18 protein-coding genes are annotated in these 23,657 nt (G+C 71.3%); 10 read left to right on the forward strand and 8 right to left on the reverse strand.

Translation table 11 applies throughout. The features are described from left to right. The first annotated feature begins 466 nt into the window (after positions 1–466). Genes O7597_RS06605 through valS form a run of 3 tightly spaced genes read left to right on the forward strand, consistent with a single transcriptional unit; the run spans position 467 to position 6,832 of the window. On the forward strand, positions 467–2,335 hold the full coding sequence (locus tag O7597_RS06605; protein WP_281582260.1) for an ABC transporter ATP-binding protein: 1,869 nt from the start codon (positions 467–469) through the stop codon (positions 2,333–2,335). Beyond that, the gene (locus O7597_RS06610; RefSeq protein ID WP_281582261.1) at positions 2,332–4,209 is read left to right on the forward strand and encodes an ABC transporter ATP-binding protein; all 1,878 of its coding nucleotides are present in this window, start codon (positions 2,332–2,334) and stop codon (positions 4,207–4,209) included. Before O7597_RS06605 ends, O7597_RS06610 begins: the two co-directional genes overlap by 4 nt. A gap of 58 nt (positions 4,210–4,267) precedes the next feature. Beyond that, a complete protein-coding gene (valS, locus tag O7597_RS06615) occupies positions 4,268–6,832 on the forward strand; it encodes a valine--tRNA ligase (protein WP_269738206.1) in 2,565 nt (854 codons plus the stop codon). Positions 6,833–6,927: 95 nt separating this feature from the next. Here the strand turns inward: valS and O7597_RS06620 are convergent, their stop codons facing one another. The 4 genes from O7597_RS06620 to O7597_RS06635 are packed head-to-tail and all read right to left on the reverse strand — an operon-like array spanning position 6,928 to position 10,373. After that, entirely contained in the window at positions 6,928–7,638 is a 711-nt protein-coding gene (locus tag O7597_RS06620; protein WP_269738207.1) for an ABC transporter permease, read from the reverse strand. After that, positions 7,638–8,588, reverse strand: coding sequence for an ABC transporter ATP-binding protein (locus O7597_RS06625; RefSeq protein ID WP_269738208.1), 951 nt, complete (start codon positions 8,586–8,588; stop codon positions 7,638–7,640). The genes O7597_RS06620 and O7597_RS06625 overlap by 1 nt, the downstream gene beginning before the upstream one ends. Then, entirely contained in the window at positions 8,585–9,466 is an 882-nt protein-coding gene (locus O7597_RS06630; RefSeq protein WP_269738209.1) for an ABC transporter permease, read from the reverse strand. The genes O7597_RS06625 and O7597_RS06630 overlap by 4 nt, the downstream gene beginning before the upstream one ends. After that, entirely contained in the window at positions 9,459–10,373 is a 915-nt protein-coding gene (locus O7597_RS06635) for an ABC transporter ATP-binding protein (RefSeq protein ID WP_281564658.1), read from the reverse strand. The genes O7597_RS06630 and O7597_RS06635 overlap by 8 nt, the downstream gene beginning before the upstream one ends. A 221-nt stretch (positions 10,374–10,594) precedes the next feature. On the opposite strand from O7597_RS06635, the gene O7597_RS06640 reads away from it, so the two are divergent. The 5 genes from O7597_RS06640 (at position 10,595) to galT (ending at position 16,506) form a co-directional block, all read left to right on the forward strand. Then, complete coding sequence (locus O7597_RS06640; RefSeq protein ID WP_281582262.1) at positions 10,595–12,190, forward strand: glycosyltransferase family 2 protein; 1,596 nt, start codon at positions 10,595–10,597, stop codon at positions 12,188–12,190. A gap of 46 nt (positions 12,191–12,236) precedes the next feature. Beyond that, positions 12,237–12,827 carry a DM13 domain-containing protein gene (locus O7597_RS06645; protein WP_281582263.1) on the forward strand — a complete coding sequence of 197 codons (591 nt, stop codon included), beginning with the start codon at positions 12,237–12,239 and terminating at the stop codon, positions 12,825–12,827. 196 nt (positions 12,828–13,023) lie between these two features. Beyond that, a complete protein-coding gene (cysC, locus tag O7597_RS06650) occupies positions 13,024–14,553 on the forward strand; it encodes an adenylyl-sulfate kinase (RefSeq protein ID WP_281582264.1) in 1,530 nt (509 codons plus the stop codon). A gap of 91 nt (positions 14,554–14,644) precedes the next feature. Then, positions 14,645–15,433: a DeoR/GlpR family DNA-binding transcription regulator gene (locus O7597_RS06655; protein WP_281582265.1), complete on the forward strand. Its 789-nt coding sequence runs from the start codon at positions 14,645–14,647 to the stop codon at positions 15,431–15,433. Then, positions 15,430–16,506 (forward strand): galactose-1-phosphate uridylyltransferase, encoded by a 1,077-nt coding sequence (gene galT / locus O7597_RS06660; protein ID WP_281582266.1) that lies wholly within the window; start codon positions 15,430–15,432, stop codon positions 16,504–16,506. The genes O7597_RS06655 and galT overlap by 4 nt, the downstream gene beginning before the upstream one ends. A gap of 343 nt (positions 16,507–16,849) precedes the next feature. Here galT and O7597_RS06665 read toward each other — a convergent pair whose 3' ends face one another. Together O7597_RS06665 and O7597_RS06670 are read right to left on the reverse strand one after the other, a co-directional pair. Next, entirely contained in the window at positions 16,850–18,067 is a 1,218-nt protein-coding gene (locus tag O7597_RS06665) for an NADP-dependent isocitrate dehydrogenase (protein WP_164447792.1), read from the reverse strand. A 184-nt stretch (positions 18,068–18,251) separates the two neighbouring features. Then, complete coding sequence (locus O7597_RS06670) at positions 18,252–18,650, reverse strand: VOC family protein (RefSeq protein ID WP_281582267.1); 399 nt, start codon at positions 18,648–18,650, stop codon at positions 18,252–18,254. Between the two features lie 82 nt (positions 18,651–18,732). Between O7597_RS06670 and O7597_RS06675 the strand changes: the two genes are divergently transcribed. Further along, positions 18,733–19,506, forward strand: coding sequence for a TetR/AcrR family transcriptional regulator (locus O7597_RS06675; protein WP_269738217.1), 774 nt, complete (start codon positions 18,733–18,735; stop codon positions 19,504–19,506). A 68-nt stretch (positions 19,507–19,574) separates the two neighbouring features. On the opposite strand, the gene O7597_RS06680 is transcribed toward O7597_RS06675, so the two are convergent. Together O7597_RS06680 and O7597_RS06685 are read right to left on the reverse strand one after the other, a co-directional pair. Beyond that, positions 19,575–20,525, reverse strand: a complete 951-nt coding sequence (locus O7597_RS06680) for a malate dehydrogenase (RefSeq protein ID WP_210827289.1) — start codon at positions 20,523–20,525, stop codon at positions 19,575–19,577. Between the two features lie 80 nt (positions 20,526–20,605). After that, a complete protein-coding gene (locus O7597_RS06685) occupies positions 20,606–21,466 on the reverse strand; it encodes a bifunctional methylenetetrahydrofolate dehydrogenase/methenyltetrahydrofolate cyclohydrolase (protein WP_269738219.1) in 861 nt (286 codons plus the stop codon). Positions 21,467–21,975: 509 nt separating this feature from the next. Between O7597_RS06685 and O7597_RS06690 the strand changes: the two genes are divergently transcribed. Further along, positions 21,976–23,580: an ABC transporter substrate-binding protein gene (locus O7597_RS06690; RefSeq protein WP_269738220.1), complete on the forward strand. Its 1,605-nt coding sequence runs from the start codon at positions 21,976–21,978 to the stop codon at positions 23,578–23,580. Positions 23,581–23,657: the final 77 nt, after the last annotated feature.

The following is a 23,657-nucleotide window of genomic DNA, read 5'->3' on the forward strand; positions in this document are numbered from 1 at the left end:
GCGGCGTCCAGCCCGAGTCCGCCGAACTCGAACGCCGCCCAGACCTCGCCGTGGCACCGCCAACGCCTCTTGCCACCGCGCAGAAGGCCCAGCACTCACCCACTGTGATTGTCGCGCTGAGTGATAGCCACCACGAGATCGCCGCCAGGTCACCGTGTCCCCTCCACACGCTTTGCTCTGCTTCAACCCACGCAATAGTCGACGACCAGCGCCGCAGCAGAGCGGCGGTCCGACCGCCGCCATACGACACAGCGCGGAGAGTAACCGTTGCGTGGGTTGAAGCAGAGCAAAGGAGCCCGATGGCACTTGGTGGACGAGGGCGGCAAGCAACGCATCGTCACGGCCCTGACGAGCTGACAGGCCCGACCGGGGTGACGAGCCAACGGAACTGACGCACCGGCGAACTGGGTGTCTCTGACAACAAGCCGACAGGGGCGTCGCTGCCAGATGCGGCTACCGTCGGGTAGTGGCTGCGGGGAGCGGCGGCGGCCCGGCCGACCGGGGCGAGATCCGTCGACATCCCCTGCGCAACCTCTGGCGGCTGCGCCGCTACCTGCGTCCGCACGCGATCGAGTTCGGTTGGCTGCTGCTGGCCGGGCTGGCCGCCACGGCCGCCGGGATCGCCGTACCCCTGGTCGCGCAGAAGGTGGTCGACGGACCGGTCGCCCGGCGTGACCTGACCGGCCTGTTCCTGCTGGCCGGGCTGGCACTGCTGCTCGGCCTGGCGGAAGCCCTGCTGATCTTCATCCGTCGGTGGGTGCAGTCGTCGTCCTCGGTGGCGATGGAGGCGGCCATCCGCACCGACGTCTACGCCCACCTGCAACGGCTGTCGGCCGGTTTCCACGACCGGTGGCCGTCCGGCCAGTTGCTCTCCCGGATCACCAGCGACCTGTCGGTGCTGCGCCGGTTCCTCTCCTTCGGCCTGTTCTTCCTCGTGCTCAACCTGGTCACCTACCTGGTCGTGGTGGTGCTGCTGATCCGGTTGCACCCCGCGCTGGGCCTGCTGGTGGCCGCCAGCGCGGTGCCGCTGTTCCTGATCGCCCGCCGGTTCGGCCGGCACTACCACGTCGCCTCCCGTCGGATGCAGGACCAGCAGGGCGACGTGGCGACGCTCGTCGAGGAGACCGCGCAGGGCCTGCGCACGATGAAGGCGTACGGGCGCGGGCCGCAGCTGGCCGATCGGTTCGCCGTCGGCACCAAGGCGCTGCACGACACCGGGGTCGGCAAGGGCAGGCTGCTCGCCCGCACCTCCGCGCTGCTCGACCTGGTGCCGAACCTGACCTTGGGCACGGTCCTGGTGGCCGGTGCCGCGGCGGTCGCCGGCGGACGGCTCACCATCGGTCAGCTCGTCGCCTTCGTCAGCCTCCAGCTCATGCTGATCTGGCCCGTGCAGTCGCTGGGCTGGATCATCGCCAACGGGCAGGAGGCGGCCACCGCCGCCGACCGGATCCAGGAGGTGCTGGACACCCGGCCGGCCATCGTCGACCCCCCGATCGCCGTCGCCCTGGCCCGCTCGACGGTCCGCGGCCGGCTCCGCTTCGAGGCGGTGACCTTCCGCTATCCGGGCAGCGCCGTCCCGGTGCTGCGCGGCCTCGATCTGACCGTCGAGCCCGGCGAGACCATGGCCGTGGTCGGTGCCACCGGCAGCGGCAAGAGCACGCTGTTGTCCCTGGTGCCCCGGCTGCACGAGGTGAGCGCCGGCCGCATCACCCTGGACGGGCACGACCTGCGCGAACTGCGGCTGGACTCGCTGCGCGGCCTGGTCGGGGTCGCCTTCGAGGAGCCGACGCTGTTCTCCATGTCGGTGTGGGAGAACCTCACCCTGGGACGACCCGACGCCGACGAGGAAGAGGTCCGGGCCGCCCTGGCACTGGCCCAGGCCGAGTTCGCCCACGACCTGCCGTGGGGGCTGCGTACCCGGCTCGGCGAGCAGGGCCTGTCGCTCTCCGGCGGCCAGCGGCAACGACTCGCCCTGGCCCGCGCGGTGCTGATCCGACCAGCCGTGCTCGTGCTCGACGATCCGCTCTCCGCGCTCGACGTGCACACCGAGGCGCTGGTCGAGTCGGCGCTCAGGCGGGTGCTGCGCGACACCACCGCGCTGCTGGTGGTGCACCGCCCCTCCACCATCGCCCTGGCCGACCGGGTCGCACTGCTGGAGCACGGCCGGATCACCGCCGTCGGCACCCACACCGAACTGCTCGACAGCGTGCCGACCTACCGCGGGCTGCTCTCCGCCGAGCCGGCCGCGACGTCCGAGCCGGCCGCGACGTCGATCGCCGGGACACCCACCTCGGCCGATCCGGCACCCGGCACCTCTCCCCTGGTGCTCTCGTGACCGCCGCGTCAGCCGTGCCGGAGCCACCGCCCGAGGCGGACCCGGCCCACTGGCGCGGGGTGGCACCGGATCCGCACGCCGACCGCAGCCTCGCCGAGGACACCGACCCGGCGGCGGTGGCGCGGCTGCGGGCCCGCAGCCGCGCGCTGCTGGCGGACGTGCTACGCCCGCACCGGGCCCGGCTGGGCACGGCGGTCGCGCTGCTGTTGACCCAGAACGCGGCGGCCATGTCCGGGCCGTACCTGGTCATGCTCGGCATCGACCGGGCGATCGAGCCGCTGCGGGCCGGCGAGCCCGGCCCGCTGATCACCGTGGCCGTCTCGTTCGCCGCCGCCACCGGCATCGAGTACGCGGCCCGGCGCGGCTTCCTCTCCATCTCCGCCCGCATCGGCCAGGCCGTCCTGCTCGACCTGCGCCGCCGGGTGTACGCGCACTTCCTGCACCTGCCGGTGGCGTTCCACGAGCGGTACACGTCAGGGCGGATGATCTCGCGCCTGACCAGTGACATCGACTCGATTGCCGAGCTGGTGGACGGGGGTGTGGAGAGCCTGGTGATGGCCGCTCTGACGATCGTCTCGGTGGCCGGCATCCTGCTCTGGCTGGACCTGCCACTGGCGTCGGTGACCCTGCTCGCCTTCCCGCTGCTGTTCTGGCTGTCCCGCTGGTTCGCCCGGGCCTCGGCCTCCGCGTACCGGCGTACCCGGGAGGCGATGGCCCTCGTCATCGTCCACTTCGTCGAGTCGATGCGCGGTATCCGGGCGGTGCAGGCGTACCGCCGCCAGGCCCGCAACCAGCACATCTTCGACGCGGTGAGCGACGACTACCGGCGGTCCAGCCGGCACGCCTTCCAACTGATCGCGACCTACTCGCCGGGCATCAAGCTGATCGGCAACGTCACCGTCGCGGTGGTGCTCTGCTATGGCGGTGCCCGGGTGCTGGGCGGCGAGACCGGGGTCGGTGTGCTCGCCGCCTTCCTGCTCTACCTGCGTCGGTTCTTCGAGCCGATGCAGGAGCTGAGCCAGTTCTACAACTCACTGCAGTCGGCGACGGCGGCGCTGGAGAAGCTCGCCGGGGTGCTCGACGAGCGGCCCTCGGTCGCCGAACCGACCCGACCCGTGCCGCTGCCCGACGGCCCGGCCCGCGGCGCGGTCCGCTTCCACGCGGTGTCGTTCGGGTACCGCCCGGAGTCGCCGATCCTCACCGGGCTGGACCTCACCGTGCCCGCCGGGCAGACCGTGGCCCTGATCGGGCCGACCGGCGCCGGCAAGTCCACGGTGGCCAAGCTGCTCGCCCGGTTCCACGACCCGGACACCGGCACGGTCACGCTCGGTGGTGTGGATCTTCGTGAGCTGGCCGACGCGGACCTGCGCCGGGCGATGGTGCTGGTCACCCAGGAGACCCACCTGTACGGCGGCACCATCGCCGACAACATCCGCTTCGGCCGTCCGGACGCCGAAGACGCCGCCGTCGAGGCCGCCGCCCGGGCGATCGGCGCGCACGACTTCATCTCGGCGCTGCCCGACGGGTACGCCACCGAGGTGCACCGGCGCGGCGGCCGGCTCTCCGCCGGGCAGCGGCAGTTGGTCGCCTTCGCCCGGGCGTTCCTGGCCGACCCGGCGGTGCTGATCCTCGACGAGGCCACCTCGTCGCTCGACGTGCCGACCGAACGTCTGGTGCAGCGCGCGCTCGGCAGCATCCTGCGGGACCGGACCGCGCTGGTGATCGCGCACCGGCTCTCCACGGTGGAGACCGCCGACCGGGTGCTGGTCCTCGACCGGGGCCGGATCGTCGAGGACGGGCCGCCGGCCGAGCTGATCGCGGGTGGGGGCCGGTACGCCGACCTGCACCGCCAGTGGCGCGACTCGCTGCTCTGACCCGTTCGTGATCAGGTAATGGCGTGCCCGCCGCGGTCGCGGTGCCTAGGATCGGCGAATGACTGATACGGCGAGGACGGCCCGCACCGGCGTCCCCGAGCGTCCGACTCTGGACGGGCTCGAGGAGACCTGGTCGCGCCGCTGGCAGGAGGAGGGCACGTACGCGTTCGACCGCAGCAGGCAGCGGTCGGACGTATACGCGATCGACACCCCGCCGCCGACCGTATCGGGCGAGCTGCACATGGGGCACGTCTTCTCGTACACGCACACCGACCTGATCGCCCGGTTCCAGCGGATGCGCGGCCGGACGGTCTTCTACCCGATCGGCTGGGACGACAACGGGCTGCCCACCGAACGCCGGGTGCAGAACGTGTACGGGGTGCGCTGTGACCCGTCGCTGCCGTACGACCCGGACTGGGCACCGCCGGGTGAGCCGGTCGACGACGCCGCCCGGAGGAACCCGACCCCGATCTCCCGGCGTAACTTCATCGAGCTGTGCGAGCGGCTGACCGTCGCCGACGAGCAGGTCTTCGAGGCGCTGTGGCGGCGGCTCGGCCTGTCGGTGGACTGGTCGTTGATGTACACCACGATCGGACCGGTGGCCCGGGCCACCTCCCAGCGGGCGTTCCTGCGCAACCTGTCCCGGGGCGAGGCCTACCAGGCCGAGGCGCCGACGCTGTGGGACGTCGGTTTCGCCACCGCCGTGGCGCAGGCCGAACTGGAGGACCGGGAACGCCCCGGCGCGTACCACCGGTTGCGCTTCCACGCGCCCGGCGGACGGGAGGTGCTGATCGACACCACCCGGCCGGAGCTGTTGCCGGCCTGCGTCGCGCTGGTCTGCCACCCCGACGACGAGCGGTACGCGGACCTGGTCGGCACGACCGTGCGCACCCCCGTCTTCGGGGTGGAGGTGCCGGTGCGCGCGCACCCGCTGGCGGACCCGGCCAAGGGCACCGGCATCGCGATGGTCTGCACCTTCGGTGACCTGACCGACGTGACCTGGTGGCGGGACCTGGACCTGGACACCCGGGTGGTGATCGGCCGGGACGGCCGGCTGCTGCCGGAGCCACCGGCCGGGGTGCCCGCGCGGCCGTACGCGGCGCTGGCCGGGCAGCCGGTGAACGGTGCCCGACGGACGATCGTCGAGCAGCTGACCGAGGCGGACGACCTGGTCGGCGAGCCGCGCCCGATCAGCCACCCGGTGAAGTTCTACGAGCGGGGCGACCGGCCACTGGAGATCGTCTCGACCCGGCAGTGGTACCTGCGCAACGGTGGCCGCGACACCGACCTGCGGGAGGAACTGCTGGCCCGCGGCCGGGAACTGCGCTGGGTGCCGGAGCACATGCGGCACCGCTACGAGCACTGGGTGGGCGGCCTGACCGGAGACTGGCTGGTCAGTCGGCAACGCTACTTCGGGGTGCCGGTGCCGGTGTGGTACCGGCTCGACGACGCTGGCGAACCGGACTGGGCCCAGCCTCTCACGCCGGCGGAGTCCGCGCTGCCGATCGACCCGTCCGAGGACCCCCCGCCCGGGTACGACGAGTCGCAGCGCGGGGTGCCGGGCGGCTTCGTCGGCGACCCGGACGTGCTGGACACCTGGGCCACCTCGTCGCTGACCCCGCAGATCGTCGGCGGGTGGGAACGGGACCCGGACCTGTACCGGCGGGTCTTCCCGATGGACCTGCGCCCGCAGGGGCACGACATCATCCGTACCTGGCTGTTCGCCACCGTGGTCCGGTCGCACCTGGAGCACGGCGAGCTGCCCTGGCGCACAACGGAGCTGTCCGGCTGGATCCTCGACCCGGACCGCAAGAAGATGTCGAAGTCCAAGGGGAACGTGGTCACCCCGATGGCGCTGCTGGAGCAGCACGGCTCGGACGCGGTGCGGTACTGGTCGGCCAGTGGCAAGCCCGGCACCGACCTGGCTTACGACCCGGCTCAGATCCGGATCGGCCGGCGATTGGCCACCAAGCTGCTCAACGCGTCGAAGTTCGCGCTCGGCCTGGGCGCCGCCGACGCGCTGCGCGCCCCGGCGACCGAACCACTCGACCGGGCCATGCTCGCCGAACTGTCCGAGGTGGTGGCCACCGCGACGACGGCGTTCGAGGGGTACGACCACACGGCCGCGCTCCAGGCCACCGAGTCGTTCTTCTGGCGGTTCTGCGACGACTACATCGAGTTGGTGAAGGAACGCGCCTACGGCAGCGGGGCCGGGGCGGACTCGGCCCGGGCGGCGCTGGCCACCGCGCTGTCGGTGCAGTTGCGGCTGTTCGCGCCGGTGCTGCCGTACGCGACCGAGGAGGTCTGGTCGTGGTGGCGGTACGGCTCGGTGCACCGCGCGCCGTGGCCGACCACGTACGAGGTGGGCCGGACCATCCAGGGTGACGGTGATCCGCGCCTGCTCCGGCTCGCCGCCGACGCGCTGGGGCAGGTCCGCCGGGCCAAGTCCGAGCGGAAGCTGTCGATGAGGGCGGAGGTGCCGTTGGCCGAGGCGCTCGGCCCGGCCGCCCTGCTCGACCAGCTCACACTGGTCATCGACGACCTGCGCGCCGCCGGCCGCATCAACAAGCTCGACCTGCTTCCCGACCGCACCCCCGAACTGGTCATCGCCTGCGCCTTCTGAGGGAGCCGCGCGACATCGGGGAAAGTGCTGCCCAGCGCCCTGGGAGGCAGCACTTTCCCCGAAAGTGCTGCCTCCCGACGCCCGCACCCGATGGGTCAGCTGGTTTCGCCGGCTACCGAGAAGGAACGTAGGCGGTCGATGGAGAGGAAGGTGGCGGCGACGATGATGAGTGCGGTCATCACCGCCGCCACCGGCACGGAGACCGTGGTGGCGAGCAGGTCGGTCGGGGCGAGCCGGTCGGCCAGGGCGATCACGTAGTGCTGGATCGACAGCACCCGGGTGCCGGTGACCACGTTGCTGAGCAGCCCCTCCCAGATCAGCACGTAGACCAGACCGAGCAGCACCGGTCGCCGGGTGAGCAGGCTGGCCGCCACGAACAGCGCCGTGTAGGCCAGCGCACCGACCGACGCGGCGACGGCGAGCGCCACGCCGAGGCGTACCGAATCGGCCAGCAGGCCCGCCGCGAACAGCGGGACCGCGACGGTGACCGCGGTGACCCCGGCCGCGACGGCCAGCTTCGGCAGCACGATCTGCGAGCGCGGCAGTGGCGTGGTGAGCACGTGCACCACCGTGCCGTCGTCGATCTCGGCGCCGAGCACGCCGGTGCCGACGATCAGGGAGACCACCGGCAGCACCACGGCCAACCCGAGGCCGACCAGCACCGGCGGACCCCAGTCCGTGGGTTCGACCCCGAGCCCCCGGGAGAGCACGGCCAAGCCCACCAGGAGCACCGGAAGCGGAAGCAGCAGCAGGAACCGGCGACGCCCGAACAGGCCGCGCACGGTGATCCAGGAGACAGTGGACATCAGGCCTCCACCAGGTAGGAGAAGACGCTCTCCAGGGACTCGTCCTCGGGTACCAGTTGCCGGACCCGGATGCCCCGGGCCAGGGCGACCTTCGGCAGCATCCGGGTGAAGGCGCCGTAGTCACCGGCGCGTACGGTCAGGCCGTCGCGCCCCAGCTCGACCCCGCTCACCGACGTCTCGGCCATCAACGCGACGGCCAGCGCCCGGTCGTCGGTGGAACGGATGGCGAAGACGTGCGGCCGGTTGGTCATCAGCCGCCGGATGGTCCGGAAGTCGCCGGAGGCGGCGAGCCGGCCGGCGACCATCACCTGGACCGTGCCGGAGACCTGCTCGACCTCCTCCAGGATGTGTGAGCTGAACAGGATCGTCCGACCCGCGTCGCCGAGGGAGTGCAGCAGCTCCATCATGTGCAACCGCTGGCGCGGGTCCATGCCGTTGAACGGCTCGTCCAGCAGCAGCACCTGCGGGTCGTGCACCAGCGCCGCCGCCACCCGGGTGCGCTGCCGCATGCCCTTGGAGTAGGTGCCGATGCGGCGGTCCTGGGCGTCGGCCATCTCCACCAGGTCGATGGCGCGGCGGGCCGCGGCCTGCGGATCCGGCAGCTTGTGCAGCTTCGCGGTGGCCAGCACGAACTCGTACGCGGTGAGGAAGCTGTGCACCGCCTCCCGCTCGCTGACCAGACCGAGTCGCCGGTAGACCTCCGGGTTGCGCCAGGTGGGTCGACCGTCCAGGGTCACCGCGCCCCGGGACGGGGTGAGGAAGCCGGCCATCATGTGCAGCAGGGTGGTCTTGCCCGCCCCGTTGGGGCCGAGCAGCCCGGTCACCCCCGGCCCGAGGCTCATGCTCACGTTGTTGACCGCCACCACGTTGCCGTACCAGCGGGAGACGCCGGCCAGGTCGAGGGTGCTGGTGGTGGTGGCCGCCGGTGCGGCGGTGTTCGTCATGGTCATCGTGCGGCCACCTTCTTGTAGCGGGCCAGCAGCAGGGCGACGCAGCCCGCCACGAGCGCGACGGCGGCCAGCGCGTACACCGGGCCGAACGGCCCGAGGTCGAGGTCGGCGGTGTTGGCCTCGGTGACCAGCAGGTCGCGCATCGTCCAGAGGCCGACGCCCTGCACCAGGGTGGGCGGCGAGGCGATGCCGGCGAGCTGGTTCGCCGTCTGCGAGGGCAGGACCGTCAGGATGCCGACGATCGGCGTGGTCATCAGGAACACGGCCACGATCCCGCCGGCGGCGAAGGCCCGCTTGCCGGTCAGCGAGGCGATCAGCAGACCGACCGAGGAGAAGACCACCGCCCACAGCCCGGCGTAGAGCAGCCCGGGCAGCAGGTCCAGCAGTTCGTCCCAGACCGCGCCCATGCCGTCGGCGGTGAAGGCACCGCCGAGGAACATCAGCAGCTGCGGCGCGCCGAGCAGCAGGAAGAGTGCGGTGGCGAGCGCGAGCAGCTTGGCCAGCGGGTAGTCGGCGTGCGGCAGGGGCCGGGAGAAGTACAGCGGCAGCACCCCGCTGCGCATGTCCCGGGAGACCAGTTCGGGCGCGGCCACCGCGACGAAGAAGATGACCAGCCAGCTCATCGCGTCGGCGAACTGGGCGTACGTCATGATCACTTCGCCGATCTGGCTGCGGATCGCGGTCACCGCGGCGGCCACCAGCAGCACGATGCCGACCACCAGCCAGGGAAAAATCTTCGCCTTGGCGCTGCGACCCAGCCCGAAGGCGGTCCGCACCCCGTGCAGGTACAGCGCCCCGAAGACGTGACGGCGACCGAGCCGGGGACCGGTGTAGCGCTGGTAGCCGATGTCGTGGATGACCCCGGTCGGCTCAGACATGGCTGTTCTCCCTCCGGGCGAAGAGTTCGGCCACCCGGTGCCGGCGCTGGTCCAGCCGGTGCAACGGCAGGTCCAGCTCGGCCACCGCACCGAGGATCAGGTCGTAGGTGCCCTGGTCGGCCAGCGGCACCAGCAGCAGCCTGCCTTCCCGGCCGACCGGCAGGTCGAGCGCGGCCAGCCGGGTGGCCAGCGCCTCGGTGCCCTCGCTGACCTCGACCGCGAGCACGTCGGTGGCCGAGGTCATGGCGGCGATGTGGTCGGCCCGCAGCAGCCGCCCGCCCTCGATGGCGACCAGGGTGTCGCAGATCCGCTCGACCTCGCCGAGCAGGTGCGAGCAGACGAGTACGGAGATGCCGAACTCGGTGCCGATCCGCTGTACCAGCGCGAGCATCGCGTCCCGTCCGGCCGGGTCGAGGCCGTTGGTGGGCTCGTCGAGCAGCAGCAGGTCGGGATCGTGCACCAGCGCCTGAGCGAGCTTGACCCGCTGCTTCATGCCGGTGGAGTAGCCGCCCACCGGCCGGTGGCGCTCCTCGTGCAGACCCACGTGGCGCAGCGCCTCGGAGGCCCGTTCCCGGGCGACGGTGCGCGGTAGGCCGCTGATCCGCCCCAGGTGGGTGACCAGTTCGGCGGCGGAGAGATCGGGCGGCAGGCAGTCGTGCTCGGGCATGTAGCCGACCCGGGCCCGCACCGCCGCCGTGTCGGCGGTCGGGTCCAGGCCCAGCACCTGGATCCGGCCGCGGGTGGGAGTGAGCAGGCCGAGCAGCAGCTTGATCAGGGTCGACTTGCCGGCGCCGTTGGCGCCGACCAGACCGACGATCCCTGGTTCCACCGCGACCGTCAGATCGGACAGTGCGGTGACCCCGCCGCCGTAGACCTTCGTCAACGACTCGGTTGCGATCAGTGTCACGTCGCCAGCCTAGAGGTGTCGGACGATCCGCCGCGCTCCGGAAGCAACCCCCGTTTCCCCTGATACCGGCCCACCGCTCCCCCTAGGGAGATCGACCACGTCACGCGCCGGGCTCGACATGATCGGCGGACATCCTGTCCCGCCGCGACGGGTGGTCTGTTACACAATGGACCCCCCGCCGTCCGCCCGGCGCGGCGGCCACACCGGGTGACGGGAGGACCATGACCGCTGGGGCGCTCAAGGTGAGCGTGGTGGTGCCGACGTACAACCCGGGCGAATGTCTCGACCGGCTCGTCGCGTCGTTGCTGCGTCAGTCACTGCCGACGAGCGATTTCGAAGTGATCTTCGTCGACGACGGTTCCACCGACGCCACCCCGGCTCGACTGGACGCACTGGCCGCGGCCCACCCGCACTTCCACGTACTGCACGCCCAGCATTCCGGCTGGCCCTCACGCCCCCGCAACCTGGGTGTGACGCGCGCCAAGGGTGAGTACGTCCAGTTCGTCGACGATGACGACTGGCTCGCCGACGAGGCCCTGGCCCGGTTGTCCGGGTACGCGGCGGAGAACGAGGCGGACGTCGCCATCGGCAGGATCGCCGGCCACGGTCGTTCGGTGCCGCGGGAACTGTTCCGGGTCAACCGGCCCGATGCCAGGCTTGCCGACGCGCCGCTGATGGAGAGCCTGACCTGTCACAAGATGTTCCGCCGGGCGTTCCTGCTCCAGCACGAGCTGCGGTTCCCGGAGGAGGGCCGGAAACGGCTGGAGGATCATCACCTGGTCACCCGGGCCTACCTGCTCTCCCGTCGCACCTGCGTGCTGGCCGACTACACCTGCTACCACCACTCCCGGCGGCCGGGCGGCGACAACCTCACCGCCGCCCGGATGGAACCGGAGGACTACTTCCGAAGCCTGCGCGAGGTCCTCGACATCGTCGAGGCACACACCGAGCCGGGTCCGCTGCGTGACCGGCTGCACCAGCGCTGGTTGCGGATCGAGATGCTCCGCCGGCTGCGTGGCGACCGGCTGCGCACCGCACCTCGTGACTGGGTCGACCAGGTGGTGACAGAGGCGCGGCGGACCATCCGGGAACGCTTCGCGCCGGGGGTGGCCGCCGGGCTGCCGGCGTTGGAGCGAACCATCGCCGGCCTGGTCGAACGGGGCCGGGTCGAGGATCTGTTCCGCATCGCCGAGTGGGAGACCGGCGTCGTGGCCAAGGTCCGACTCAAGACGTACGAGCTGACGGGACACACGCTCGACGTCACCGTCTCCGGTCGGCTGCGCAGCGGTGACCGACCCGTCTCGTACGACCGCACCCCGGACGGTCGGGAGCTGCTGGACCTGCCGGTCGAGGAGGTGCCCGCGGACCTGCTCGACTGCTCGGACGAGCTGCTGGCGGCCACCGACGAGCTGCGCCGGCCCCGGCTCGACGTGGTCGCCCGACGGGTCGTCGACGGCGACGAGTTCTACCTGCCGGTGAGTTTCGACGTGGATCGCGTACCGCATCGCTGGGGCGGGTTACGCCTGATGTGGCGGGGGCGGGCGAGCATCGACTTCCGTACCCTCGACGGTGGCCGTACCCAGGGCGACTGGATCCTCAAGGCGCGGCTCACCGGTTCCGGGTGCGAGGTCGACGCGACGCTGCCGCTGGCCGTGTCGTGCGCCGCCGACGGTGCCCGACCGGTGGTGCTCGACACGCGGCAGCCGCCGCCACGCCCGGCTCCCCCGCCGGTCAGGACCGGCCCGTGGCAGCGGCTGAAGCGGGCCGTTCGCCGCGGTCTCTCCCGCGGTCCCGGGCGATCGGTTCGCAGTTCGTAAGGTTTGCCGGCTGACACGCCGCGACCAGCCGCGAAAGACTGGGAACATGCTCAGTCGCCTGTTCCGTACCCCGTTGACGTGGATCGCGCTCACCGTCCTGGCCGCCGGCTCGGCCTTCGGCCTGTACTGGTTCCAGCCCTGGAAGCTGCTGACCGACGCCGAGGTGTCCGAACGACTGACGACGGTAGCCACCCCGGCGAGTTCCACCGCACCGACCGGTTCCGCCGTACCGACCGGTTCCGCCGTACCGACCGGTTCCGCCGCGCCCGCCTCCCCCGACGCCCCGGCGGCGACGCTGGTCAGCTCCGGCGATTTCGTCAGTCACGAACACGACACCTCCGGCAGCGCGCGCATCGTGCGCACCGCCGACGGGCGGCACCGGCTGGAGTTGGTCGGTCTGAACACCTCCAACGGCCCGGACCTGCGGGTCTGGTTGACCGACCAGCCGGTGATCGAGGGCCGGGACGGGTGGCACGTGTTCGACGACGGCCGCTGGGTCGAGTTGGGACGGCTCAAGGGCAATCGCGGCGACCAGGGCTACGCGATCCCGGACGACGTCAAGCTGACCGACCTGACAAGCGTCTCCATCTGGTGCAAGCGTTTCGCGGTCTCGTTCGGGGCGGCCACCCTGGGCTGAGGTCGCGCGGGTACGACGTCGCACGGAGCGACCGGCGACCGGGCACCGCCTGCTCGGTTGCCGGCCGGGGTGAGCAGTCGATAGACGGGACGACGGGCACCCGTCGGCGCCGGCGGCCCGGCGGACGTGGTGGCGCTCTCGACCGATCGGCGGCCGGCTGCGAAACTGTGTGCCGGTCGCCGGAGTTGGGGGTCTGATGAGCAACGGGTGGGTGCTGCCCGACGAGGTGCTGCGGGAGGCACCGACGTACACGCCGCGTCCCGGTGAGCTCGCGGATCTCGAGCTGCTGCTGATCGGTGCGTACGCGCCGCTGACCGGCTTCATGACCCGGGCCGACCTGGTCTCGGTCAGCCGCCGGGGCCGGCTGGTCGACGGCACCCCGTGGCCGGTCGCCGTCACCCTGCAGGTGCCCACGACGCTGGCACAGCAGCTAGACCTCACCGACCCGGCCCGTCGGGCCCTGGTGCTCACCGACAGCGAGGGCGCGCCGATGGCGGCCCTGGAGGTGGCCGACGTCTGGCCGATCCGCGACGCGGTGGCCGGGGTCGGCGGCACCGTACGCCGGCTGGGCGACGGCGCTCACGGCCCGTTCCAGCGGTTGCGGCGTACGCCCGAGGAGATCCGCGCGTTGCTGCCGCCGGGTCGGGTGCTCGGGGTGGTCGCCGACCGCCCGCTGCACCGGCCGCAACTGGCCCAGATCGCGCACGCGGTACGTACCCTGAGCGCCCACTTGTTGATCATGATTCCGGTGGGCGAGGACGGCACCGGCGGACTGCCGCCGGAGGCGCTGGTCCGCAGCGTGTTCGCCGCCCGGGACCGGATGCCTCCGGCGACCCTGGTCGCCGTGCCGTTCTCCCGGCGACGCGACGAGATCAGTGACGCCCTGCTGCTGGCCCGGGTCTCCGCCGCGTACGGCGTCACCCACCTGCTCTCCACCGGCGAGATGCTCTCCGGGGCCGGCCTGCGGGTGCTGGTGCCCCGCGAGCTGGCCTACGACAACCGGGACGGCCAGTGGCGCTGGCGCGACGACATTCCGCCGCGCAACCGGCGACTGGCGCTCAGCCAGGCGGAGATCGAAGACCTGCTGGACCGCGGTTTCCCGCTGCCCGAGTGGCACACCCCTCCGGCGGTGGCCAAGGAGTTGAGTCGGGCCCGGCCGCCCCGGCGGCACCGTGGCCTGGTGGTGTTCCTGACCGGGCTCTCCGGTTCCGGCAAGTCGACCGTCGCCCGAGGGCTCGCCGACGCGCTGCGCGAGGAGGGCGAGCGTACGGTCACGCTGCTCGACGGCGACGTGGTTCGTCGCGAGCTGACCGCCGGGCTGGGCTTCAGCCGGGCCGACCGGGACACGAACGTGCGACGGATCGGATGGGTCGCCGCCGAGATCGCCCGGCACCACGGGATCGGCATCTGCTGCCCGATCGCCCCGTACGCCCAGGCCCGGGCGATCGCCCGGGAGATGGCGGTGGCCGCGGGCGCCGGGTTCGTGCTGGTGCACGTCGCCACGCCACTGGAGGTCTGCGAGAAGCGCGACCGCAAGGGCCTGTACGCCCGGGCCAGGGCGGGACTGCTCACCGGGATGACCGGCATCGACGACCCGTACGAGGAGCCGACCGACGCGGATCTGGTGCTGGACACCACCGATCTGGCCGTCGACGAAGCGGTGCAGCGGGTCCTGCACCACCTGACCGAGACCGGTTGGGTGGAGCCGCGCCTGCCCGCGCTCTGACGCCGGGGATCGCCCTTCCGGTGATCGACTCCGCGCGCTAGTGTTTGTTTCTGTTCGACTGCGTTCGATCATGTGACAACGGGGAGGGTCGATGCTCGCGCGGCAACGCCATACGGCGATCCTCGACCGGGTCCGGGTGACCGGCGGCGTGCGCGTCGGCGAGCTGGCCGCCGAGTTCGGCGTCTCCGAGATGACCGTCCGCCGCGACCTGGACCTGCTGCACGAACGTGGGCTGCTCGCCAAGGTGCACGGTGGCGCCACCGTCGCCGGCGCCACCGACGAGCCAGGCTTCCAGGCCAAGTCGGTACGCCAGCAGGCCGAGAAGACGGCGATCGCGGCGCGGGCCGCCCAGCTGGTCCGCCCCGGAGCGGCGGTCGCGCTCTCCGCCGGCACCACCACCGCCGAGCTGGCCCGGCATCTGGTCGACGTGCCGGCGCTGACCGTGGTGACCAACTCGCTGCCGGTGGCCGACATCCTGCACGAGCGGGGCCGCGCCGACCAGACGGTGGTGCTGACCGGTGGGGTACGCACTCCCTCCGACGCCCTGGTCGGGCCGCTTGCCGTCGGCGCCGTCCGCACCCTGCACCTCGACCTGCTCTTCCTCGGCGTGCACGGGATAACCGAGCGGACCGGTTTCACCACCCCGAACCTGACCGAGGTTGAGACGAACCGGGCGCTCGTCGCGGCGGCGGACCGGTTGGTGGTGCTCGCCGACCACACCAAGTGGCAGACGGTGGGCATCTCCGCCATCGCCGACCTGGGCACGGCGGATGTGCTGGTCACCGACGACCGGTTGACGCCGCAGGCCCGACGACTGCTCAGCGACCGGGTCGGCGAGCTGATCGTCGTGCCGGTCCCCGACGGCGGGACACCCCGATGAAACGTACGGCGATCAGGCTGGCCGACGGCCGCGAGCTGATCTACTTCGACGAGCGCGACGACGCCGTCCGGGACCAGCCGGACCGGCGCCCGTTGCCACCTCCCCCGCCCGCCTCCCAACTGCGCTACGACCCGCTCACCGACGAGTGGGTGGCGCTGGCGGTGCACCGGCAGACGCGGACCTTCCTCCCCCCGGCCGACCAGTGCCCGCTGTGCCCCTCGACGGCGGACCGGCTCAGCGAGATCCCGGCCCCGGAGTACGCGGTCGCGGTCTTCGAGAACCGGTTCCCGGCGCTGAGCGAGCGGGTGGTGGCGGAGCCGGCGGCGATCACCCCGTTCACCGCGGCCCGACCGGGGCAGGGGCGCTGCGAGGTGGTCTGCTTCACCGACGACCACGACGCCTCCTTCGCCGCGCTGCCGCCGGGCCGGGTGCGTACCGTGCTGGACGCGCTGGCCGACCGGACCACGGTGCTCGGCAAGCTCCCCGGCGTCGAGCAGGTCTTCTGCTTCGAGAACCGGGGCGTGGAGATCGGGGTGACGCTGCACCACCCGCACGGGCAGATCTACGCGTACCCGTTCGTCACCCCCCGGACGCGGTCGCTGCTGGACGCGGCCCGCCGACACGCCGAGCGCACCGGTGGCGGCAATCTCTACGCCGACGTGCTGGCCGCCGAACGCGCCACCGGCGAGCGGGTGGTGGCGGCGAACCAGCACTGGACGGCGTACGTCCCGGCAGCCGCCCGGTGGCCGTTCGAGGTGCACCTCGCGCCGCACCGGGCGGTGCCCGACCTGCCGGCGCTCAGCGACGCGGAACGCGACGCGTTCGGGCCGCTCTACCTGGACCTGCTACGTCGCTTCGACGGGCTGTTCGACACGCCCATGCCCTACATCGCCGCCTGGCACCAGGCACCGGTACGCGTCGGGCGGGAGCTGGGGCATCTGCACCTGCAACTGTTCAGCGTCCGGCGGGCCGTCGACAAGCTGAAGTACCTGGCCGGCTCGGAGTCGGCCATGGGGGTCTTCATCAACGACATCGCCCCGGAACGGGCCGCCGAGCTACTGCGCGCGGTGTGACGGACGGTCGGCGCAGGGCACCGCGCCGGCCCGCGCCCGGTGTCCTGCGCCGGCCGGGGCTGAGGACAGCAGGGCGCGGGGGGCCCGGGACAGGGCCCCCCGCAGGGAAGGGACGGCTGGCTGTACTCGACAGCCGGGAAGGCTGGCTGCTGGGCACGCGCGTCGCGCGGTGGCGACGGTCAACCTTCCTGGACGGGACTGGCATCTCGTCCACCCAGGTCAACGAGGCGCGCCGGACGAAGTGACGCCGGCTGGCGCGTCCGGTCGCGACACGCCGCCGTTCCGGGATACGCCGAGCCCGCCGGCGCTCGGGCCGGCGGGCTCGGCGTACCGCGGGTGAGCCTCAGGCGGCCAGGCGGCGCGCCAGGTTCTCGTCGAGCGTGTTCATGAACTCGTCGGTGGTCTGCCACGGAGCGTCGCGGGAGATCAGCAGCGCGAGGTCCTTGGTCATCTGGCCGCCCTCGACGGTGTCGACGATGACCTGCTCCAGGGTGTTGGCGAACTCGGTGACCGCCGGGGTGTCGTCCAGCTTGCCCCGGTGGGCCAGGCCCCGGGTCCAGGCGTAGATCGACGCGATCGGGTTGGTCGAGGTCTTCTCGCCCTTCTGCCACTGCCGGTAGTGCCGGGTGACGGTGCCGTGGGCGGCCTCGGCCTCGACGGTGCGACCGTCGGGCGAGAGCAGGACGGAGGTCATCAGGCCGAGCGAGCCGAAGCCCTGCGCGACGGTGTCGGACTGCACGTCACCGTCGTAGTTCTTGCAGGCCCAGACGTAGCCGCCCTCCCACTTGAGCGCGGCGGCGACCATGTCGTCGATCAGCCGGTGCTCGTAGGTGAGCCCGGCGGCGTCGAACTCGGCCTTGAACTCGTTCTCGAACACCTCGGCGAAGATGTCCTTGAACCGCCCGTCGTACGCCTTGAGGATGGTGTTCTTGGTGGACATGTAGACCGGGTAGTTGCGGTCCAGGCCGTAGCGGAACGAGGCGCGGGCGAAGTCCCGGATCGAGTCGTCGTAGTTGTACATGCCCATCGCGATGCCGCCGCCGGGGAAGTTGGCGACCTCCATCTCGACCGGCTCCGAGCCGTCGGCGGGGGTGTAGGTGATGGTCACCGTGCCCGGGCCGGGGACCACGAAGTCGGTGGCCTTGTACTGGTCGCCGTGGGCGTGCCGGCCGATGATGATCGGCTTGGTCCAGCCGGGCACGAGCCGCGGCACGTTGGACATGATGATCGGCTCGCGGAAGACCACGCCGCCGAGGATGTTGCGGATGGTGCCGTTCGGCGACCGCCACATCTTCTTCAGCCCGAATTCCTCCACCCGGGCCTCGTCCGGGGTGATGGTGGCGCACTTGACGCCGACGCCGTGCTCGGCGATGGCGTTGGCGGCGTCGACGGTCACCTGGTCGTCGGTGGCGTCGCGGTGCTGGATCGAAAGGTCGTAGTAGTGCAGGTCGACGTCGAGGTAGGGCAGGATCAGCTGCTCCCGGATCTGCTTCCAGATGATCCGGGTCATCTCGTCGCCGTCGAGCTCCACGACCGGGTTGTTTACCTTGATCTTCGCCATCGGCCGGCGCTCCTCTCGGGTGACATGCTCAAGCAGTACGAGCGTACTGGATCGGCTCGGACGAGGAACGCCGCGCCCGCCGGTCGATCCGCACCGGCGGCGCCGGCGCCACGGACGGGCACCGGGCCCGGGGAGGCAGTACCCCCGCCGGGCCCGGTGCACACCAGCACCCGGACCGGCCGGCTCAGTCAGCGACCTCCGGCCCGTGCACCCACTGCACGAGTTGCAGGAGCACCCCGTTGGGGTCGGTGACCTGGAAGAAGCGCTCACCCCACGGCTCGGTCTGGATCGGGGTGGCGATCGGCACCCCGGCGGCGGTGAGCCGGGCGTACTCGGCGTCGATGTCGTCGACGACGAAGGCGACGAGCACCCCCTCGGCCCGCTGCGTCCGCAGGCTTTCCGGCTGGAGACTGGCCAACCCGGTACGCAGGAAGATCAGGTTGAACCCGACGTCGTCCCGGGCCAGCGAGACGAAGCCGTCGGCGGACATCTGCTCGTGGAATCCGAAGTACTGCTTGACGAACGCGGCCGAGGCCGGCACGTCCTCGACGTTCAGCGAGATCGCCGATGCCGTGATCTGCACGCGCACCCCCTGTGCGGAGACAATAACTACGTACATTGTACAACGTACTGCGTACGGCGAGCCGACCTGCGAAGATCGTGGGGTGCCCGACCACCGCACCGGAGGCGGAGACCCCGCTCACACCCTGCGCCTGCTCTGGCGCCAGACCGGCGACGTCCCTCGTCGCGGCCCCCGCCCGGGCCGCTCACTCGACGACATCGTGACCGCCGCGATCGAGCTGGCGGACACCGAAGGGCTGGACGCGGTGACCATGCGCGCGCTCGCCCAGGCCGTCGGCGTCGCGCCGATGACCCTCTACACGTACGTTCCGGGCAAGGCCGAGCTGCTCGACCTGATGCTGGACGCCCTCTACACCGGCATGCCCCGGCCGGACCGCTCCGGCGACCCCTGGCGGGCGCGGGTGGCGGCGGTGGCGGCGGACAACCGGGCCCTCTTCACCGCCCACCCCTGGGCGGCCGAGGTCGCCACCGGTCGCCCGCCGCTCGGGCCGGGCCAGATGGCCAAGTACGAGTACGAGCTGCGTGCCTTCGACGGCACCGGGCTGGACGACGTGGCCCGCGACGCCGCGTTGACCTTCGTCCTCGACTTCGTGCGGGCTGCCGCCCGCTCGGCGGCCGAGTCGCGCTCCGCCCAGCAGGCGAGCGCCTGGACGGACGAACAGTGGTGGACGGCGAACGCGCCCCTGTTGGCGCAGGTGCTCGACGAGCGGCGCTTTCCGACCGCCGTCCGGGTCGGCGCCGCGGCCGGTGCCGCGCAGAACGCCGCATACCACCCCGACCAGGCGTACGAGTTCGGCCTGACCCGCGTCCTCGACGGCCTGACGACCCTGATCGCCACCGCCCAACCGCCGCAATGACCAGGAGGTTCGCCTCTCGGATCAACTGTCCGAGACGCGAACCTCCGGGTCAGCTCAGCTCGTCGGGGTCACATGGACGCGACGTCAGCCTGCTTGGCGCGGACGGCCTCGGCGGCCTCCTTGAGAGCGGCCAGTTCGTCGGCGTCGAGGTCGGTCTCCACCACGCGCTTGACGCCCTGGGCACCGATCTCGGCCTCCACCCCGAGGTAGACACCGGAGATGCCGTACTCGCCGTCCACCCAGGCACAGACCGGCATGACCTCGCCCGAGTCCTCGGCGACGGCCTTCGCCATCCGGGCCGCCGCCGCCGACGGCGCGTAGTACGCCGACCCGGTCTTGAGCAGCGCCACCACCTCGGCGCCACCGTTGCGGGTACGCACGACCAGGTCCTCGATCTGCTCGGCCGGCATCACCTCACGCAGCGGCTTGCCGTTCACACTGCTCTGCGACGGCACCGGAACCATGGTGTCGCCGTGCGAACCCAGGGTGAGCGTCTTCACCGACTTCACCGGTACCTGCAACGCCTCGGCGACGAAGTTGGTGAACCGGGCGGTGTCCAGCATGCCGGCCTGGCCGAGCACCCGGTTGCGCGGGAACTGGGTGGCGATCTGGGCCAACGCGGTCATCTCGTCCAGCGGGTTGGAGACCACGATGACCACGGCGTTCGGCGCGTACTTGGCCACGTTCTCGGCGACCTGGCGGACGATCTTGGCGTTGGTCTCCAGCAGGTCCATCCGGCTCATCCCGGGCTTACGCGGCAGACCGGCGGTGATGACGACCACGTCCGAGCCCTCGATGCCCTCGTAGCCCTCACCGTTCGGGCCGGTGGTGACGCCGACCACCTTGCTCTCGAAGCCCTCCACGGCACGCGACTGGTTGAGGTCGAGAGCGATGCCCGCGGGCTTGCCCTCGATGATGTCGGTGATCACGACGGTGTCGAAGACGTCGTACTCGGCCAGGCGCTGCGCGGTGGTGGAGCCGTAGAACCCGGCCCCGACGACAGTGACCTTCTTACCCATGGTCGTCCCACTCCCTGATACCAGTCGGTTTTCCGGACCGTATCAGCCATCCTGGCACCGATCGGGCCAGGGGCGGACGGTTATGGGCGTTCGGCCCGCTCCACGACGTTCGTGAGCAGCATCGCGCGGGTCATCGGGCCGACACCACCGGGCATCGGCACCAGCTTGCCGGCCACCTCGGCGACGTCCGGGTCCACGTCACCGGTGTAGCGGCCCTTGCCGTCCGCGCCGATCACCCGGGTGATGCCCACGTCGACCACGACGGCACCAGGGGTGACCATGTCCACGGTGAGCAGGCCGGGCACCCCCGCCGCGACGATCACGACGTCGGCGGCCCGGGTGTGCGCGGCCAGGTCCAGCGTGCCGGTGTGGCAGAGGGTGACGGTGGCGTTCTCACTTCGCCGCGTCAGCAGCAACCCAAGCGGGCGCCCGACGGTGTTGCCCCGGCCGACCACGGCCACGTTGGCGCCGCGCAGCGGAACGTCGTGCCGGCGGAGCAGTTCCACGATGCCGCGCGGGGTGCAGGGCAGCGGCGCGTCGTAGCCGAGCACCAGCCGACCCAGGTTGACCGGGTGCAGGCCGTCGGCGTCCTTGTCCGGGTCGATCAGCTCCAGCACCCGCTGCGTGTCCAGGTGCGCCGGCAACGGCAGTTGGACGATGTAGCCGTGGCAGGCGGGATCGGCGTTCAGCTCGGCGAGGACCTGGTCGACCTGTGCCTGGGTGGCGTCGGCCGGCAACTCGCGGCGGATGGAGGCGATCCCGACCTCGGCGCAGTCCCGGTGCTTGCCGTTGACGTACGCCTGGGAGCCCGGGTCGGACCCGACCAGCACCGTGCCGAGCCCTGGCACGGTCCCCCGTTCCGCCAGCGCCTTCACCCGCGCCCGCAGCTCGTCCTTGATCTCGGCCGCGGTCGCCTTGCCGTCCAGAAGCGTCGCCGTCACGAGCAGATCGTCTCACGTCCACCGTCACCGGCTCCCCCGACCTCGGCGACCCGACCGGTCGGCCACGGTCGGCACCCGGCGAGCGGCTCGGTGGCCCGGCGTGGTGATGGGGGGTGGCGCCTGCCGGGGGCGCCAGCCGACCCCCGACTACTTTTAGTTACGTGGTGTTAATCACCTAGCGTGACGGCTTGTGTGGCGCCGCACAGCAATTCCGGACTGTGGGGCACGAAGGCGCACAATCCGACGATCATGTCGAGTCACCACCAGGCCACCCCAACCTGCCTCCGACGCCACCGAGCCACGTCATACCACCGCACCTCAGAGCAGGTAGACGCGGATTCGCGTAGCACGGGCCCAGCAGACCGACAAGACCGGGGGTGGCATTCCGTTACCCCTTCGCAACCACTGCGTTGCCGAGCTGCGGCATTCGACCTACCGTTGCCGGTCGTTGCGCAGCGTCACCCAATGCCGGGCCCGACTGCGCAGCGTAATGGAGATGAGGAGGCTAGATGCGTGTTCGTAGGCTCGCCGCCTGGACCGCCCTCCCGCTCGCGGTGACCCTGGGCCTGGTGGCCTGCGGCTCGGGCGGCGACGGCGGATCCGGCGAGAGCGACCCCAACGCGGCCGTGCGGATCGAGATCGCCGAGCCGCAGCACCTGGTGCCGACAAACACCAACGAGACGAGTGGCTCTCAGGTGCTCGCCGCCCTGTTCAGCCCGCTTGTCGACTACGACGAGGCCCACAAGCCGTACGAGGTGGCCGCCGAGTCGATCACGTCCGAGGACAACACCACCTGGACGGTCAAGCTCAAGGACGGCTACACCTTCCACAACGGCGAGCAGGTGACCGCCGACAACTACGTCGACGCCTGGAACTACGGCGCGTACGCGCCGAACGGGCAGAACTCCAGCTACTTCTTCGAGAAGATCGCCGGCTACGACGACCTGCAGGGTGAGAACCCGAAGGCCGAGACGCTCAGCGGGCTGAAGCAGGTCGACGACCTGACCTTCACCGTCACGCTCTCGCAGCCGTACAGCGAGTTCAAGTCGATGCTCGGCTACACCGCCTTCTACCCGTTGCCGGAGGCCGCGTTCAGCGCTCCCGGCGAGCTGGCCGAGGGCTTCGAGCAGGCGCCGATCGGCCAGGGTCCGTTCAAGATGAAGGGCACCTGGCAGCACGACGCCAAGGTCGAGGTCGAGCGGTACGACGCCTTCCCCGGCGAGCAGCCGAAGGTGGCCGGCGTCGAGTTCCGGATCTACCAGCAGCTCACCGCGGCGTACGCGGACGTGCTGTCGGACAACCTCGACGTGATCAAGACCATCCCGACGGAGAACCTCTCCACCGCCGGCACCGACCTGGGCGACCGCTTCCTGCAGAGCCCGGCGTCCTCGCTGCACTTCCTGGCGTTCCCGACCTTCCAGGAGGAGTTCAGCAACCCGGACGTGCGCAAGGCCATCTCGATGGCGATCGACCGCGAGGAGATCACCCGGTCGATCTTCAAGGACTCGCAGCAGCCGGCCCGCGCGTTCGTCTCCCCGGCCGTCGCCGGCTACCGGGAGAACACCGTCGGCGCCGCGGGTGAGTTCGACCCGGCCAAGGCCAAGTCGCTCTACCAGGCCGCCGGCGGACCGTCGAAGATCACCCTGTCCTACAACGGCGACGGTGGTCACAAGGACTGGATCGACGCCACCTGCAACCAGCTCAAGGCCAACCTGGGCGTGGACTGCGTCGGCAGCGCCGAGCCCAAGTTCGCCGACCTGCTGACCAAGGTCAAGGCCAAGCAGCCGGTGGGCCTGTTCCGGATGGGCTGGATCATGGACTACCCGTCCATGGAGAACTACCTGGGCCCGCTGTACAGCACCAACGGTTCGTCGAACTACTACGGCTACAGCAACCCGGACTTCGACCGGCTGCTCGCCGAGGGCGCCAGCGCCCCCAGCGAGGAGGAGGCGATCAAGAAGTACCAGGAGGCCGAGGACCTGCTGGCCGAGGACCTGCCGGTCGTACCGCTGCGGTTCGGCCAGAACAACTTCGGTCACTCGACGAAGGTCAAGAACGTCGAGATGGATCTCTTCGACCGGGTCAACCTGACCAAGATCGAAGCCATCAGGTAACACCCACGCTTGCGGGTCGGGTCATCGCGAGGTGACCCGACCCGCCACGCGGTTCGCACCTTTTCAGAGAGACTGCC

This window comes from Verrucosispora sp. WMMC514, assembly GCF_027497295.1.
Classification (GTDB): Bacteria; Actinomycetota; Actinomycetes; order Mycobacteriales; family Micromonosporaceae; genus Micromonospora; species Micromonospora palythoicola.